Annotated in this window: 12 protein-coding genes; 4 read left to right on the top strand and 8 right to left on the bottom strand. The window is 67.6% G+C overall.

Annotated elements, in window-relative coordinates; translation table 11 throughout:
- Positions 1-118: 118 nt before the first annotated feature.
- Together DIE08_RS16295 and DIE08_RS16290 are read left to right on the top strand one after the other, a co-directional pair.
- A complete protein-coding gene (locus DIE08_RS16295; protein ID WP_124902509.1) occupies positions 119-994 on the top strand; it encodes an alpha/beta fold hydrolase in 876 nt (291 codons plus the stop codon).
- Between the two features lie 38 nt (positions 995-1,032).
- The gene (locus tag DIE08_RS16290; protein WP_124902508.1) at positions 1,033-2,175 is read left to right on the top strand and encodes an FAD binding domain-containing protein; all 1,143 of its coding nucleotides are present in this window, start codon (positions 1,033-1,035) and stop codon (positions 2,173-2,175) included.
- A gap of 33 nt (positions 2,176-2,208) precedes the next feature.
- Here DIE08_RS16290 and DIE08_RS16285 read toward each other — a convergent pair whose 3' ends face one another.
- The 5 genes from DIE08_RS16285 to DIE08_RS16260 all read right to left on the bottom strand — a co-directional run bounded on the left by DIE08_RS16285 (position 2,209) and on the right by DIE08_RS16260 (position 10,982).
- Entirely contained in the window at positions 2,209-3,003 is a 795-nt protein-coding gene (locus DIE08_RS16285) for an SDR family NAD(P)-dependent oxidoreductase (protein ID WP_124902507.1), read from the bottom strand.
- Positions 3,004-3,157: 154 nt separating this feature from the next.
- Entirely contained in the window at positions 3,158-4,396 is a 1,239-nt protein-coding gene (locus DIE08_RS16280; RefSeq protein WP_124902506.1) for a porin, read from the bottom strand.
- An 866-nt stretch (positions 4,397-5,262) separates the two neighbouring features.
- Positions 5,263-5,934 (bottom strand): phosphohydrolase, encoded by a 672-nt coding sequence (locus DIE08_RS16270; protein WP_124902505.1) that lies wholly within the window; start codon positions 5,932-5,934, stop codon positions 5,263-5,265.
- A gap of 96 nt (positions 5,935-6,030) precedes the next feature.
- Positions 6,031-7,920 carry an amidohydrolase gene (locus tag DIE08_RS16265; RefSeq protein WP_124902504.1) on the bottom strand — a complete coding sequence of 630 codons (1,890 nt, stop codon included), beginning with the start codon at positions 7,918-7,920 and terminating at the stop codon, positions 6,031-6,033.
- A 164-nt stretch (positions 7,921-8,084) separates the two neighbouring features.
- Positions 8,085-10,982, bottom strand: coding sequence for a winged helix-turn-helix domain-containing protein (locus DIE08_RS16260; protein ID WP_124902503.1), 2,898 nt, complete (start codon positions 10,980-10,982; stop codon positions 8,085-8,087).
- A gap of 398 nt (positions 10,983-11,380) precedes the next feature.
- Between DIE08_RS16260 and DIE08_RS16250 the strand changes: the two genes are divergently transcribed.
- Positions 11,381-12,289 (top strand): AraC family transcriptional regulator, encoded by a 909-nt coding sequence (locus DIE08_RS16250; protein ID WP_124902501.1) that lies wholly within the window; start codon positions 11,381-11,383, stop codon positions 12,287-12,289.
- Between the two features lie 39 nt (positions 12,290-12,328).
- On the opposite strand, the gene DIE08_RS16245 is transcribed toward DIE08_RS16250, so the two are convergent.
- Both DIE08_RS16245 and DIE08_RS16240 read right to left on the bottom strand, forming a co-directional pair.
- Complete coding sequence (locus DIE08_RS16245) at positions 12,329-13,270, bottom strand: MBL fold metallo-hydrolase (protein WP_108064800.1); 942 nt, start codon at positions 13,268-13,270, stop codon at positions 12,329-12,331.
- Between the two features lie 198 nt (positions 13,271-13,468).
- Positions 13,469-14,119, bottom strand: coding sequence for a DsbA family oxidoreductase (locus DIE08_RS16240; protein ID WP_124902500.1), 651 nt, complete (start codon positions 14,117-14,119; stop codon positions 13,469-13,471).
- A gap of 133 nt (positions 14,120-14,252) precedes the next feature.
- Here DIE08_RS16240 and DIE08_RS16235 point away from each other — a divergent pair, with 133 nt between their 5' ends.
- On the top strand, positions 14,253-15,158 hold the full coding sequence (locus tag DIE08_RS16235) for a LysR family transcriptional regulator (RefSeq protein ID WP_124902499.1): 906 nt from the start codon (positions 14,253-14,255) through the stop codon (positions 15,156-15,158).
- Between the two features lie 18 nt (positions 15,159-15,176).
- Here the strand turns inward: DIE08_RS16235 and DIE08_RS16230 are convergent, their stop codons facing one another.
- Positions 15,177-16,619, bottom strand: a complete 1,443-nt coding sequence (locus DIE08_RS16230; RefSeq protein ID WP_124902498.1) for an alginate export family protein — start codon at positions 16,617-16,619, stop codon at positions 15,177-15,179.
- Positions 16,620-16,622 lie beyond the last annotated feature (3 nt).

Here is a 16,622-nt window from a genome sequence, read left to right as displayed (position 1 = left end):
GGCAGCACAAGACAAATTCAGAACAATTCATCCGTCGCGCCGGGTGCTTCACCTATCCTCGAAAGGCATTTACGCATGCCCCCGCTGCGCGCAGCTCAACCCGAACAGGCCCCCCAACATGACCACCGTCACGCCTTCGATCACCCATCACACCGTCACCGCAAACGGCATTCGCCAGCACTACGTCGATGCCGGCAGCGGGCCCGTCGTCGTCCTGCTGCACGGTTTCCCGGAAACCAGCTTCGCGTGGCGTTTCCAGATCCCCGCGCTGGCGCAGCGCTACCGCGTGATCGCGCCCGATCTGCGCGGCTACGGCGAAACCGACAAGCCGGCCGCCGGTTACGACAAACGCAACATGGCGCGCGACATCGCCGGGCTGCTCGACACACTGGGCATCGGCCGCATCGCACTCGTCGGGCACGATCGCGGCGCGCGCGTCGCGACGCGTTTCTCGAAGGACTTCCCCGAGCGTGTCGATCGGCTCGTCGTGATGGACAACGTGCCGACGCGCATCGTCGCGCAGAACATGACCGCGCAAACGGCGCGCGCGTACTGGTTCTTCCTGTTCCACCAGGTGCCGGACCTGCCCGAAGCGCTGATCGCCGGCAAGGAAGCCGAGTGGCTCAGCCACTTCTTCTCCGACTGGTGCTACAACCCGCATGCGATCTCCGGTGACGCATTCGACACCTACGTGCGTGCGTATCGGCGCCCGGGCGCGGTGCGCGGCGCATTGGCCGACTATCGTGCGAACGCGGAGGACGTGAAGCAGGATCTCGTCGACGCGGACGTCAGGATCGCGTGCCCGACCATGGCGCTCTGGGGCGAGGATTTCTATGCGGTCGGCAAGATGTTCGACATGAAATCCGTGTGGGAAGGCATGGCGACGAACCTGCGTGCCGAACCGATCGCGCAGTGCGGGCACCTGCCGCAGGAAGAGCAGCCGGAGCGCGTGAATGCGCTGCTGCTCGACTTCCTGAAGCACTGGGAAGGTTGAATCGCCGCACCCATCACGGCTCATCGGAGGAAGGCATCATGAGCGACGTTTCAGGCCCGTTGGCGCTCGTCATCGGCGGATCGGTGGGCGGCCTTTTCACGGCGACCGCGCTGCGCGCGGCCGGATGGCGCGTCAAGGTCTTCGAGCAATCGCCGAACGACCTCGACAGCCGCGGCGGCGGCATCGTGCTGCAAGCGCCGATCGAGCGCGCGTTCGCATTCGGCGGCGTGCCCGTGCCGCGCGATGCGGGCGTCGATTCCGGCGACCGGATCTATCTCGACGAACACGACCGGGTCGTGCAACGCCTTTACATGCCGCAAACGCAGACCGCATGGAACGTGATCTACACGGCCCTGAAGCGCGCGCTGCCCGCCGGCGTCGTGCACGCCGGCGTATCGTTCGAGCGGTTCGAACAGGACGGCGACGGCGTGATCGCGCATTTCGCGGACGGGCGCGTCGAGCATGCCGACCTGCTGGTCGGCGCGGACGGCGGTCGCTCGAGCGTCCGCGCGCAACTGCTGCCCGATGCACGGCCCGCGTATGCGGGCTATGTCGCGTGGCGCGGGCTCGTCGACGAGCACCTGCTTCCCGACTCGGTGCTGCAGGTGCTGCGCGATCGGTTCACGTTCCAGCAAGGCGACGCGCATCTGTTCCTGACCTACCTCGTGCCCGGCCGCGACGGCGCGATCGAACCGGGCAGACGGCGCGTGAACTGGGTCTGGTACCGGCGGCTCGCAGCGGATCGCGTGCCGTCGCTGTTTCTCGCGCAGGACGGCACACAGCGCGATGGCTCGCTGCCGCCCGGCGCAATGCGCGACGACAACCGGCTCGAACTCGTGGAGGACGGCGAGCGGTTGCTTGCGCCGACGCTCGCCGCGCTCGTCGACGCGACGCAGGCACCGTTCGCGCAGGCGATCCTCGATCTTGAGGTCGAGCGCATGGCGTTCGGCCGCGCGGTGCTGCTCGGCGACGCGGCCTGCCTCGTGCGGCCGCACACGGCCGCCGGCGTCGCGAAAGCGGCGGAGAACGCGGTCGGTCTTGCGGTGGCGCTGCGCGGCGTCGCGCGCGGTCCCGCGTTCGACGCCGCGCTGCTGCGCTGGGAAGGGCTTCAGCTCACGACCAACGCTTCGCTGTCCGAACTCGGCATCTCGCTCGGCACCCGGATCATGGGACGCGCGTGACCGGCCACCGGCCGCGCGCGCCGCATCGTTCGATCACGCAATGCTCTCCACCACGCCGCCGTCGACCCGCAACGCGGCGCCCGTGGTCGCCGACGCCTGCGGAGAGCACACGTAGACGACCAGGTTCGCCACCTCCTCCGGCGTGATCGGCCGCCGGAGAATCGAACTGCCCCGATGCGCGCGCACGAAATCGATGCCGAACTGCTCGACCGACTTGCCCTGTCGCGCCGCCGTCGCCTCGACCATCGAGCGGAAGCCGTCCGACAGCGTCGGCCCCGGCAGGACCGCGTTCACGGTCACGCCGCTGCCGGCCGCCTGCTTCGCGATGCCGCGTGCGATGCTCAGCTGCGCGGTCTTCGAGAAGCCGTAGGCCAGCATGTCCGGCGGAACGTTCAACGCCGACTCCGACGACACGAACACCACACGCCCCCAGCCGCGCGCCATCATGCCTTTCAGATAACCGCGCGTAATCCGCACGCCGGACATTACGTTGACGAGGAAGTAGCGTTCCCATGCGTCGTCGTCCGTGCTGAAGATCGTGCCCGGCGCATAGAAGCCGACGTTGTTGACCAGAATGTTCACCGCGGGAAACGTCGTGACGAGGGCATCGCATGCCGCACGCGTACCGAGATCGCCAACGTGGCCGTCGACCTGAGCATTCGCGACGCTTGCGCGAATCGTGGCGAGCGCCGCATCGACGCTTGCCGGCGTCCGGCCGTTGACGATCGTCTTCGCCCCCGACGCGGCCAGCCCCGTCGCGATCGCGAGCCCGATGCCGGCCGTCGAGCCGCTGACGACGGCGAGCTTGCCGGAAAGATCGATATGCATGATGTGACTCTCGTTCGTGTCGAAAACGCTCGGCGGCCGCATGCACACTGTTCGCCGGCGCGTACGATCCGATGTTAGCCGCACCGGCGCCGCACCCCGCCTGAAATGTTCTTAAACGTCGCTGCGGAACCGGCGGGCGTGGGTGGCACGTATATCAAAAGCGGTGCGCCATCCCTACGGCATCCACGAACTGTTGGCGCGAAGCAGACGGCGTCATTCCGTTGATCGATGCAACCGCAGGCTGCCCGAGCGAATCGGTGCCGGACGCACGCTGATAGACCGCGATCATGTAGACGTCCGTACGTTTCGACAGCGCATAATGCACACCGGCGTTGACCTGGTTGTAATGCGCGCCGATCGCGTCCGGCCCGCGTGCGAGCGTGTACGAATACGATGCGCCGAGCGATACGGCAGCGCCGATACGATAGCTGCCGTTGAGTTCGACCGTATTGAAGCTCGCGCTGCCTGCATAACCGCGCGGATTGGGCCCCGAGTCCGAACCCAGCCCGACGAAGCGAGTGTTCGTATAGGCCGCGCCGATTGTCGCATTGCCGAGCGCATAGCTCGCGCCCGCGCCGATCGTTTCCTCTCGACTCGCCGACGCGTAACCGGCCATCACGGGGTTGCGCTGCGGCGCCGTTGCCGACCCGAACGAACCGATATTGTTCACCGCGCTGCCGCCGCCGTTCGGCTGTCCGCCCCACATCGACACGTTCGGCGCGGACGCGTTGAGATAACCGACGCCGATCCGCAGCGGACCGCCCACATAGCCCGCCCCGGCCGCAATGACCTGATTCTGGCCCGTGTGACCCGCGACACCGCCGAACTCATACATCGCGGCGGCCGACAATCCGTGCCAGACGGGCGTCGCGATCTTGACCGCATTGTTCTGCCGCACCGTCAGGCCCAGATCGTCGATGTCGTCCGGATGCGCGGTGATGAATCCGCCCCACTGCGTGACCGTCGTGAGCGGCGCGAGATAGTCGATCACCGGCGAATACTGACGGCCGAGCGTAACGCTGCCGAGCCGCTCGTTCGACACGCCGACGAACGCCTGGCGGCCGAACAGTGCGCCGCCCTGCCCGAGCGAACCATTTGCGACACTGAAGCCGTTCTCCAGCGTGAACACCGCAAAGGTTCCGGCGCCGAGGTCTTCCCGTCCGCGAATACCGAATCTGCTGCCGACGTAGGCCGACGTCGTGGCGTCCTGAAGCGATACCTGCCGGTCGCCGCGAAGCGCCCCCGCCACTCTGCCGGACTGCGCGTTGCTGACGAATACCACGTCGGGATTGACGATCCCGTACAACGTCACGCTGCTTTGCGCAGACGCGCCACACGCCCATCCGAGCGGCAAAACGGCCGCGACTATCCATGCTGTTCTCGCGATCGACATATCCCCTCTCTTGTTTGACTGAAAAATTAGACAGACCGATCCAGACTCAGTCGAAAGCGAACGGATGCTTTCTGTTATTTATACGTAATCCGAACAATATCGCTTATGCGACAGACGCCTTGTATTGCTGACGTGTCACTGGACCACCTGCCTCAGCCGGCATCAAGGCAGTCGATGATGGAAGCCGAACTTCGATGCCATGGACGCCGGCGAGACTCCCGGCGTCTCGCCGGTTCACCCGTGATCACGAACAGGAACGTTCCCGATAGCTTCGAGACGGAAACGTCTCACGTTCCTCCTCCTCGATACTTATCGGTTGATAAATTATAGCCGGCAGGACATGTCTCCGGCGCGGATCGCGAATCGGTGTTTACCCGTCCGGGATTTCCTCGGACGATGGAACCCCGACGCGACAGGCGCGTGATTTCCCGCGGCATCGCATCGCCTGGCTTGCTGGATGGATGGATCGATGGGATTGTGCCGGGTTTGGGCTAGATGGGCGCTCCGTTGCAGAGACCGCATACCTGGAGGATGGCACCCTGCACGCAAGCGGCCGCACCGGGTTACGACGCAATGAACTGGAACGCTTTGCGGTAAAACTGCGTGCCACCGATCATGTGGTACTTGAAGCGACCGGCAATGCGACTGCCATCGTCAACGTCTTGCGCCCGCATGTCGCGCTACGCCGAGCAACTCCAGTTGCTTCGTTTCCTTCTCGAGTTGCATCCGCAGAACTCGTAGAAACTGCTTTGCGTTATTGGAGTCGGCTGGTATGGCGGCGACCGCACCGGCGGCCGCCCGGCGCGACAATCGCCGGGCCGCCCCGACGGCCGACGAAGCCGGCCGGATCGTCCGGAACAAACCCTTCAGGCGTCTTTCCAGCGCGCGCCCAGCACGCGTCCGCAGAAATTCGGCCGGTGAAAATCCGGATCGGCCCGCTCGAGCACATCCGCGCTCCACGTGCCGAACGTCGTCGCCGGCCGGTGCGCGACCCCGCGTGCGATCGCGTCGAGAAACGCGTCACCGAACCCGTCGCCGCGCGGATACGCGGCGAGCAACGCCCGCCGCTCGTCGGCCGAATACGCGTCGAAGTCGGTTGCCATCAGGTCGGTCGCTACGGCGGACGCCAGCGCACGCGCGAGCGGCGACATGCGCGCGGCCACGCCGGGCGTCGTATGCAGTGCGATCGCGCGCCACACGTCGTCGCGCATGCGCTGCGACGTCTGATGGCGCAGCAGGAACGCCTGCGCGGCATCGGCGCTGTCGAGCTCGTAGCGCTCGGTCGAGCGGCCATACGCGGTGCTCAGTCCCATGTTCGCGTACATCGCGGCCACGTACAGCGCATCCGCATCGAGTGTCTCGCCTGCCCGGCGCGCAGCCAGCGACGCGAGGACGAACACCCGGCAAGCGTGATCGGTGATCACCTGCGGTAGCGACGCGCATGCCGCTTCGGCGGCGTCGATCGCCATCGGCGTCCGGGGAATGCGGACGCCGGCGACTTCGTCATCGGCCCGTGCGCAGGTGTGCGCAGAACTCATCTCGTCTCCTTCTGCCCCGCGCCGGGGGCGAATAATCACTCATTCATCGCGCGACACGTGCCAGGGTAGCCGGCCTGCCCGCTGACCGACGCCATCCTAAAATGCGAGACCGGGTTGACCGAATGCTTCGCACTGCTCGACAGTTTCCATCGCGGCGACATGAAGACGCTGCGCGAAACGACGCCCGCGACCGCGCGCGAAACCGACCTCCGGGCCGTCGCCGGCCGCCGCGCGCGGCTGCGCCGAAGCGGCCGGACGACGTTGGCCGATTCCGCCGGCGCCGCCGAATTCGGCCACCGGCGACCACGCGGGGCTGACCGGCAGCGGCGGCGGCGCGAGCGGCGCGAACTCGTCGTCCGCATGCACGACCTTGCCGTCGACGACCGTCAGCACCGACGACAGCAACTTGATCCGCGGTTCGTCGATCGTGAAGTAGTCGTCCGTCAGCACCGCGAAATCCGCGTACTGGCCGGGCACCAACGCGCCCTTGCGATCGTCCTCGTTCGAGAACCATGCACTGCCGACCGTGTAACGGCGCAGCGCTTCCATCCGGCTGAGCCGGTTGTGTTCGGGATAGAGCGCCGTGCCGCCGACGGTGCGCCCGGACACCATCCAGTACAGCGACACGAACGGGTTGTAGCTCGCGATGCGCGTCGCATCGGTGCCCGCGCCGACCGGCAGCCCGGCCGCCAGCATCGCGCGGATCGGCGGCGTGCGCGTGGCCGCTTCCGCGCCGTAGCGCGCAATGAAGTACTCGCCCTGGAACGCCATCCGGTGCTGAACCGTCACGCCGCCGCCGAGCGCGGCGATGCGCGCGATGTTCGCATCCGAAATCGTCTCGCAGTGGTCGAAGAACCAGCGCAGCCCGTCGAACGGCATGTCGCGGTTCACGGCTTCGAGCACGTTCAGGAAGCGGCCGATCGATTCGTCGTAGGTCGCGTGCAGCCGGAACGGCCAGCGGTGCCGCACCAGCAGCCGCACCACCGAGGCCAGTTCGGCCTCGAGCACGTCGGGCAGATCGGGGCGCGGTTCGAGAAAATTCCCGAAGTCGGCCGCGGAGTACACCAGCAGTTCGCCCGCGCCGTTCATCCGCAGGAACGCGTCGCCGTCGCCGGGCTTCGCCAGCGTCACCCAGCGCGCGTAGTCGTCGAGTTCCCGTCCGGGATGCTGCACGAACAGGCTGTATGCGATGCGCACCGTCAGTTCGCCGCGTTTCGCGAGCGCCAGGATCGCGCCGTAGTCGTCCGGAAAGGCCTGGAAATCACCGCCGGCGTCGATCGCGCTCGTCACGCCGAGGCGGTTCAGTTCGCGCATGAAGTGCCGCATCGAATTCATCTGGTCGTCGTGACCGAGCTTCGGGCCCTTCTCGAGCGCGGTGTGCAGGACGGCCATGTCCGGTCGCGCGATCAGCATGCCGGTCGGCCTGCCGAGGCGATCGCGCTGGATTTCGCCGCCGGGCGGATCGGACGTGTCGCGGCCATAGCCGATCGCGCGCAACGCGGCCGCGTTCAGGAGCGCGCTGTCGCCCAGGTGCATGATGAAGACCGGCGTGTCGGGCGCGATCGCGTTGAGTTCGGCCACGGTCGGCCCGCGCTTCTCCGCGAACTGGAATTCGGTCCAGCCGCCGACGACGCGCACCCACTGCGGCGCCGGCGTGCGCAGCACCTGGCGGCGCAGCATGGCGAGCGCATCGGCCAGCGTCGGCACGCCGTCCCAGCGCAGTTCCAGGTTGAAATTCAGGCCGCCGCGAATCACGTGCAGGTGCGAATCGTTCAGCCCCGGGATCACGGTGCGGCCGTTCAGGTCGATGCGAAGCGTGTCGGCGCGCGCGTGGCGCATTACGTCGGGCCCGCTGCCGGCCGCGAGGATCCGGCCGTCCTTCACCGCGAGCGCGGTCACGAACGACTGCCGGTCGTCCTGCGTCGCGATCTTGCCGTTGTATACGATGAGGTCCGCCGATTCCGCGGGTTCCGTCGCCTTAAGCACCGTCCTGCCTCCTGCTTGCGCCCAAAGCCGGCATACGGCCGCACGCGGCAGGCACCCGGACTGACGATACACGGACCATCCACTCCCCCTTGAACATTGAACGATCGGACCGGCAGGCTGCGGCGCGATGGCGCGGCGGCGTCTTGCGCGGGCCCGGCGCGCCGTTACGCCACCTGCTGCATCGCATCCGCCGCCTCGTGCCGCATGCGCGTACGGGCCGTCGACGGCGTCGTCTCCGGGCGAACGAAGTTCTGCACGCGCGCCAACCGGCGAACATCGAACGCGCGCGATTGCGGATCGAAATGCCCTGGCAGATTGGCCACCAGCGACGAAGCCTGCGCGGTACGCCCACGCTCGATCAGGTGATCGGCGAGATCCAGCATGCCGCGCAGCGCCCACATGGCTGCCCCTTGCCCGTTCGCGGTATGGATCCCCATCAGCAGATGACGGTGCCCGTCGGCTTCACAGGCGATCGCGAGGTCCGCATCGGCGGTGCGGGCCTGTTCGAGCATCGCGAGCCCCCGGGCGCGCAACAGTTCGGGCACGAACAGATGCTCGCCGTGCGCGCGGCAGCGCGCGAGCGTCGCATCGAGCTTCGTGCATGCCTCGGCCGCGCGGCCGGTGCGCGTCAGGCCTTCCGCGTACGCGACGGTCAGCGGTGCGAGCACGCGCCGGAATCCGCTCGTTTCGATGCGCCGCAGCGCAGGCTCGAGCCGCGCGAGACCGGCACCGGGGTGCCCGGTCTGCATGTCGAACTGCCCGGCCAGACATTCCGCGTGACTGAGCCAGATGTCGAATCCGTTCGCCTCGGCGGTCGATCGCAGCGTGCCGAGATAGTCGGAAATCACGTCGTGATCGCCATAGTGCAATGCAATCGGCACGGCCGCGGCGCCGAGCACGACGCACAACGCCAGCCCCGCCCCGGCGCGGCGCGCGCATTCGACCGCCTGCGCCGCCAGTCGCATCGCATATTCCGGATCGCCCTGCATCCACACGAGCCGCGTCAGCATCGTCCGGCCGAGCGTCGCGACGTCGATCCCCAGCGCTGCCTCCACGCACGACGGTTCGCCGGCCTCGGCCAGCTCGTCCGTCGCCGCCTCCAGCCGCTCGCGCGCCTGCGCGTGTTCGCCGAAGTAATGCAGCGAGGTCGCGACCATCGCGTTCGCCAGCACCCGCTGCGACCGGTCGCCCCGCCGCTCGGCGGCGCGCTCGAAGCGCGTCGCGTAGCGCAACGATTCGTGGATGTCGGAGCGCGTCAGCATCGTGTTCCACAGCCCGACCAGCGCACGCGCGTCGAATGCCTCGTCGCCGATCCGGCCCGCGAGCGCGAGCGTCCGGTCCCACATCGCGGCCGCCGTGTGCGTATCGCCATCGGTATGCAGCAGCGCCGCCGCATAGGCCGCGCGCAAGCGCATCTCGCGCGTCGCGTCGACGGACGCGGCCCCCCCGGCCTCGATCGCGTCGAGCGCTCGCCGCGCCGGTATCGAACATTCGCGCATCCGCGCCGGCGCCAGCAACGCGAGCGCCAACGCGTCCGCCTCCAGCTCCAGCGCCTGCGGCTCGGCCGCCACAGGCTCGCGCGGTGCCGGCGCACCGGCGGCCGGACGCAGGCTCGCGAGGTCCGCGGCTTGTGCCTGCGTCTGCATCCGTGCTTCCGCCTGCTCGCGCTCGTAGCGCGCATGACGCTCGGCGATGGCGTCGAATTCGCCCTCGTTGTGCAGCTTTTCGAGCGCATACGCGCGCGTCGATTCCGTCAACCGGTAGCGCGCCTGCGCGCCGTCGAACTCGACGGTCACCAGCGACTTCGCGACCAGTTCGCCGAGCACCGCGATCATCTCGGCGGCCGACATGCCGGGCTCCATCGCAACCTCGCGGGCGGCATCGAACGTAAACGGGCCGATGAAGCACGCCATCCGGCGAAACAGCGACCGCGTGGCCGCATCCAGCAGCACATAGCTCCAGTCGAACGTCGCCCGCAACGTCTGGTGGCGCGGCAGCGCCGAGCGCAGCCCGCCCGTCAGCAGGTTCAGCCTGTCGTCGAGACGGGACGCGACGATCTCGAGCCCGAGCGTCGCGACGCGCGCGGCAGCCAGCTCGATGGCAAGCGGCAGCCCGTCGAGACGCCGGCAGATGTCGCCGATCAGCCGGATGCCGGCCGGATCGACCGCGCAATCGGGCGTGGCGGCACGGATCCGCGCCAGGAACAGCTCGACGGCCGAATAGCGCTCGATCTCGTCGACGGATGCACCGCCGTCCGGCACCGCCAGCGGACTCACGCGAAACACGGCTTCGACCGAGATATGAAGCGGTTCGCGACTCGTCACGAGCACACGCAGCGATGTGGCGCGCGACGTCAGCGTATCGACGAGGTCGGCAACCAGATCGACGACGTGCTCCGCGTTGTCGAGCACAAGCAGGCCTGGCGACGCGGCGAACGCATCGCCGATCCGGTCGATGCCCGGCAAGCCGTCCGTCTCGAGTCCCAGTTCCGCGGCAATCGCGAGCAGCACGTCGTCGCGCGTCGCGGCACTCGCCAGCGCCACGAACAAGACGCGCTCGCCGGACCGGCTGCGCAGTTCGTGCGCGACCCGGTCGGCCAGGCTCGTCTTGCCGATGCCGCCCGCACCGACCAGCGTGACGACCGGCGCACGTTCGATCATGTCGACGATCTGCTCGATCTCGGCCTGACGTCCGACCAGCGGAGCCGGACGGGCAGCGACGACGGCGTCCTGCGGCAACGCGGTCGCGCGCGGCGGCGCCTCGTGCGCGACGGCGGGATTCGCGATCAGCAGGTAACCGCGGCCCGGCACCGTCTTGATCAGGTCGCGGTTCGCGCCCAGCGCCTTGCGCAACGTCGCGACATGGACCTGCAGCCGGTTCTCCTCGACGATCAGGCCCGGCCACACGGCATCCATGATGTCGTCCTTCGACACGACGGAACCGTTGGCGCGATGCAGTACTTCCAGTATGTCAAGCGCGCGTGCGCCGATACGCAACGACGCGCCGTGGCAGCGAATGTCTCGCTGCTCGAAATCCACCGACAACGTCCCGATCTGGATCATGGCCGCCTCCAGGTTCCCCACGATGACCGCCATGTGAACACGGCAGTTCACCGGGGCGGGAGTGCGCACCCGGCCAGCCCTGCAGGCCGGGCGCGATATCTCAAAAAGTGGGCCGAGTGTAAACGCCGTATAAATAAAAATCTTGAAGGAAAATGCACTGGCGACCTCCGCATGGGCACGCCCCCGAACCCGCGTCGCGCAAATACAAATGGGGCAACATCGACCGGAATAGCGCCTTCGCGCGCCTGCCGGGCCGGCGCGGCACGAATCGGTTCGCCGCAAGCATTTCGTCAGCCAGCGGACATTTATTCAAGTTATCTTGGGGGCTGCCGGACGCACCGTATAAACTGCGCGTAAAAATGCCCGCGCGCCGTACCCAACCGAAGGATTGTTCCGCCATGCAAGTCCCCCTCGTCGCGCCACCCGCGGCGCCGCCGAAAGACACGCTCGGATGTCTGTCGAGCCTGCTGTCCAAGGATATCGAAAGGTCGGTCGGCGGCCTGAAGCTCCATCGCAAATGCATGCGCGACGAGCAATTCGAGCGCATCGAGATGGCGGCCAGCGATCGCGGTTTCCTGATCGGCGTGTCGCTCAATGGCGGGCACCGGCGCACGATCTACGGCGGGGCCGGCAAATCCGAGCGGCGGTTTCAGCACAACTCGATCTACATTCGCGACTTTTCCCGGAATTTCCGCGCCGACCTGTACGGCAAGTTCGACTTCGTGCTCGTCGAGCTGTCGCACAGCTACCTCGACCGCCTCGGCCGCGAGCACGACGGCACGGAAATCGGCGGGCTGACCTGCGCGCCCGACGTGCAGGACGCGGTGCTGGGCCATCTCGCGCACGCCGTCGCCGACAGCCTCGACGCGCCCGGCGCGCTGAATACGCTGTTCGTCGAGCAGATGGGCCTCGCGATCGGCACGCATCTGGCATGCCGCTACGGCAATACGCGCACGCGCGACCTGCAGCGCAAGGGCGTACTCTCGCCGGCCAAAGCCGCGCTCGCCAAGGAGCTGCTGATGGAAAAGGCGGATCTCGGCGTGTCGATCGAGGAGGTCGCGAGTGAATGCGACCTGTCGCGCGGCTATTTCATCCGTGCGTTCTCGCGAACGACGGGACGCACGCCGCATCAATGGCTGCTCGAACAGCGCGTGATCCGCGCCCGGCAACTGATCGAGACGACCGACATGACGCTCGCGGAAATCGCGGTCGCCTGCGGCTTCTCGGACCAGAGCCACCTGAACCGCGTGTTCGCGCGGATCGTCGGCCATCCGCCCGGCGCATGGCGGCGCGAACTGTCGCGCTGATTCCGTCACGCGCGGCCACTGCTGCCGCGCGCCTTCGCGTCATCGAAGCGGTGTCGTGTCGTAGTTGACCGGCACCCAGTCATACTGCTCCCCATCCCTGCGCAAATGCCCGAGCCCGGGAAACGCGATGTGCGCGGCACCGACCAGATAACGCTTGTCCGCGACGCGCTTCAGCGTATCGCGCCGGGTGCGGCGCGCCGTGTCGGCATCGCTGTCGTACTGGACGGTCGCGTCCGGATCCTGCAACTGGATCGCCGCGACGTGCACGATGTCGCCCCACGCGAGCAGCCCGGCGTTACCGCTCTCGATCAGATAGGCCGTATGGCCCGGCGTATGACCGGGCATCGGCACCGCGCGAATGCCGGGGGCGAGCGTCGCTTCGCCGCGAAACGTCTTGAAGCGCCCGGCCGCGACGTACGGCGCGACCGACGCGGCCGCCGCATCGAAAAACGACGCGAGGAACGCCGGCGCCTGTGCCTTGTTGTCCGGATCGAGCCAATAATTCGCCTCGACCTCGTTCACGCGGACGACCGCATTCGGAAAGGTCATCCTGCCGTTCGACACGATGCCGCCGACGTGATCCTTGTGCAGGTGCGTGAGCAACACTTCGTCGATCTGCTCGGGCGCATAGCCTGCCGCACGCAAGTTGGCGAGCAGCTTGCCGCAGCAGTCGCCGTACAGCACGCCGGCGCCGGTATCGACGAGAATCCGCTTCGTTCCCGTATCGACCAGGAACGCATTGATCGACCCCTGTACCGGCGGTTCGAGAAACGCGCGATCGAGATCGCGCCGGATTTCGGCCTTCGACACATCGCGGAAGACCGTATCGATCGGAAACGGATGCGTGCCGTCAGACAGCGCGACGATCTGCAGATCGCCGAGCTTCTGCCGATAGAAGCCGGGGGCCTGGTCGCCGCCGCCCGGCTCTGCGGCGAACGCGACCGATGCGAGGATGCCGAAGCACCACGCGACGAGCAGCATCCCGCCCGCGCGCGTGCGCCAATTCAGGTTCTTCATGTCCGTTTCCCGGTTGCATATCGACGTTGCGACATTGCGCGCCGGCTTGCCGGCCCGGCCGGCGACGTGCGCACGACACCGAGCTTACCGGCCCGGTTCGCAATAATCCTGAGCGGGACATGAATCGTTCTGAAAGCCGTGCCTCGGCGGGCCGGCCAAGATTCAGGCGATCTGGTCGAGCGCGCGCTGCGCGTCAATCAATGCATCGCGAAAGACGGCAGCCGGCTGCGCGCCACTGACGACCGACAGGCCGATGCGCGTCGACGGCACCGAAGCGACGCCTTCACGCACCGCCTCCGCTTCGAGCGCGACCACCGCGTCGAGCCCTTCGCCGGACGCGAGGAACGCACGCACCGCGTCGCCCGGCAAACCGGCGCCCGTCGCAATCTCGACCAGCACGTCCGCGTCGCCGATATCGCGGCCGTCGCGGAAATACGCGGCGAACAGCGCATCGACGAGCGCGACGGCGCTGCCGCGTTGCTGGGCGAACCAGACGAGCCGGTGTGCAAGCCGCGTGTTCGGCGTGCGCGCGATCCGCGCATGATCGAACACGAGGCCCGCCGCGCGGCCGGCTTCGGCCACATGCGCGTCGAGTGCCTGCGAGCGCGCCCAGCTGCCGAACTTCGCGCTCCGGTACGCCTTGCGGTCGATGCCGCCGGCCGGCATCGTCGGGTTCAGTTCGAACGGCACGAACCGGACGCTCACGTTGCCGGCCAGGCCTGCTTCGTCGATCGCTTCCGCGAGCCTGTGCTCCGCGATCCAGCACCACGGGCAGATGAGATCGTAGGTCACCGTTACTTCGAGGGGTTTCATCGCACGCTCCTTCCTGTACATTGCCAGTCCTGAAGATAGCGCTTGCGGGCCGGCGATAGAATGCGAACGGCACGCAACGCATCGTTACGATACGCACAAAGGCACGAAGTCACGAAGTTACAAGGGCGACGACATGGACAAGTTCTCCGCGCTGCGCGCGTTCGTGGAAGTAGCGGAAGCCGGCGGCTTCTCGAGCGCGGGACGACGTCTCGATCTCGCGGCCTCGTCGGTGGTGCGCGCGGTGGATGCGCTCGAGGCGTCGCTCGGCACCGTGCTGCTGAACCGCACGACGCGACAGGTCACGCTGTCCGATGCCGGTTCCGTGTACTACGCACGCGCGAAGCGGCTGCTCGAGGAACTCGCGGAAGCCGACGCACTGGTCGCCGATCGCGGCGACGAGCCGTCCGGGCCGCTGCGCGTGTCGGTGCCGGTCGCGTACGGCATGCGCCGCATCGCGCCGCACGTCGCGGCCTTCCTCGCGCGCTATCCGAAGCTCGATCTCGACCTGCAGCTCACCGACGAACGCGTCGATCTCGTAACCGGCCGGATCGATGTCGCGATCCGGCTCGGCGAAGCGGCCCCGTCCGCGGAAGTCGTCGCGCGACAGCTCGGCACGTTCCAACGCTATGTCGTCGCGAGCCACGACTACCTTGATGCACACGGCACGCCATCGGCGCCGGGCGAGCTGGTCGATCACGGCTGCCTGCGCTTTCATTTCGGCGGCGACCAGCAGGCGTGGACGTTTGCGGATGCGCACGGCACGACGAAAGTGCTCGTCACCGGGCGCCTGAAATCGAACCACAGCGAAGTGTTGCGCGATGCCGTGCTCGACGGTGCCGGCATCGCACTGCTGCCCGACTGGCTGGTCGATGCCGACGTCCAGTCGGGCCGCTTGCGCAGGCTCTTCGAACAGTACGACGTCATGCCCGATGCGGCGCGCTCGGTCGTCACCGCGCTGTACCTGCCGAATCAGCGCGGCTCGAAGCGCGTCACGGCGTTCATCGATTTCGTCGAGACGCTCGCCGGCGCGCAGCACTGAGCCGCGCGGCACGTCGCGTCACCAGCCGAACTTCGCCTCCACGCCGACATAGTCGGCATTGCGCGCGCCCAGCGCACGAATCGAATCGGCGAGCTGGAAGTGCACCGCCTCGACCGCCAGCGCCGTGTTCGCATTGACGAGCCAGTCCACGCGGGCCTGCGCGTACATGCCCGTCCACGCGCCGCCCTTGCCGGCCGTGCCGGGCACGGCCTGCATCCCTTGCCCGTAGATCGCGTCGGCCGTCGTCTCGCGCCACTGGAAACCGACCGCGGTCAGCACTGTCACGTTGCCGGCCGGCTTGAACGTCAGCGACGGCTTCACGTGAATCAGGTTGGTGTAGCCCGTATAGCCGGCGAGCGTGAAGTAAGAGCCGTTCGGGAACAGCGGGTTGAAGGTGCCCATGCGTCCGTCGCCGGGATGCTTGTCGCCCGACGCGCCGTCGACCTGGATGCCGATGCGCGGCGTGCCCGGCGTCTTCGCGAACGTGTAGCCGCCCAGCGCGCCGAACGCCCACGCACCGATCGTGTCCTGCCCGATGTGCCCGGTCTGCAGCATCGCCTCGGCGTCCCAGTCGAACCCGGAAGACTTGCCCGCGTAGCGCATGTCGAACACGTCGCGCCGCTCGGTGCCGGCCCCGCCCAGATAGCGCGCGTTGTCGCGCGTATAGCGCGACCAGTAGCCCGACAGGTCACCGGGCCCCACATCGTTGCGCTCGACGCGCACGCCGTCGAATCTGAGGTGCCGGTTCGACACGTCGTCGAATACCGCGTCGTTGCGATACTGCACAGGACGCGTCACATAGCCGATCAGCCGCCACTTGCCGATTTCGTAATCGGCCCACAGCGCATCGAACGCCTGGCGCACGTTCGGGCCGTCGCGCACCGACACGAACCGTTGCAAGTCGAACGCCATCTCCTGCCGGCCGATGCGCGCCTTGAACGTGCCGCCGCCCAACTGGTCGACATACGCGACGAACGCCTGCTCGATGTCGAGCTGATCCTTGTCGACCGGGCCGACCGTATCCTTGCCGAACGGCCGCGCATCGACGAACTGGACGAACGCCTGGAAATGTCCGGCATAGCGCAGATCCGCATGCACCGTCGCGCGCTGGATCACGTAGTTGTCGTCGTGGGCGGCGCCGAGCCCGAACAGCGGCGCGTTGTTCAGCTCGAAGCGCTCGCGCAGGTTCGCGCCGAGCGACAGGTAGGTCGACGGGTCGGCGCCGAGCGGGATGTACTTCAGCCCGTCGAGCGGCTTGCGCGGCACGCATGGATTCGCGAGCACCGACCAGTCTTCCTGCCAGCGGTTGAACAGCACCACAGGACGCGTCGCGGTGCACGTCGCGGCGGCGGTCGATGCCGGCGCCGCGGTTTCCTCGGCGCCAGCGGCCGTCCCGGCGTGCGTCGCGACGCCGCCCACCAGCATGGCCGCCGGCAACGCGCCACGCCACGCCCGCTTCATCGA

This window comes from Burkholderia sp. Bp9004 (genome assembly GCF_003858025.1).
Lineage (GTDB): Bacteria > Pseudomonadota > Gammaproteobacteria > Burkholderiales > Burkholderiaceae > Burkholderia > Burkholderia diffusa.
This window is presented reverse-complemented; position numbering and strand designations above follow the sequence as displayed.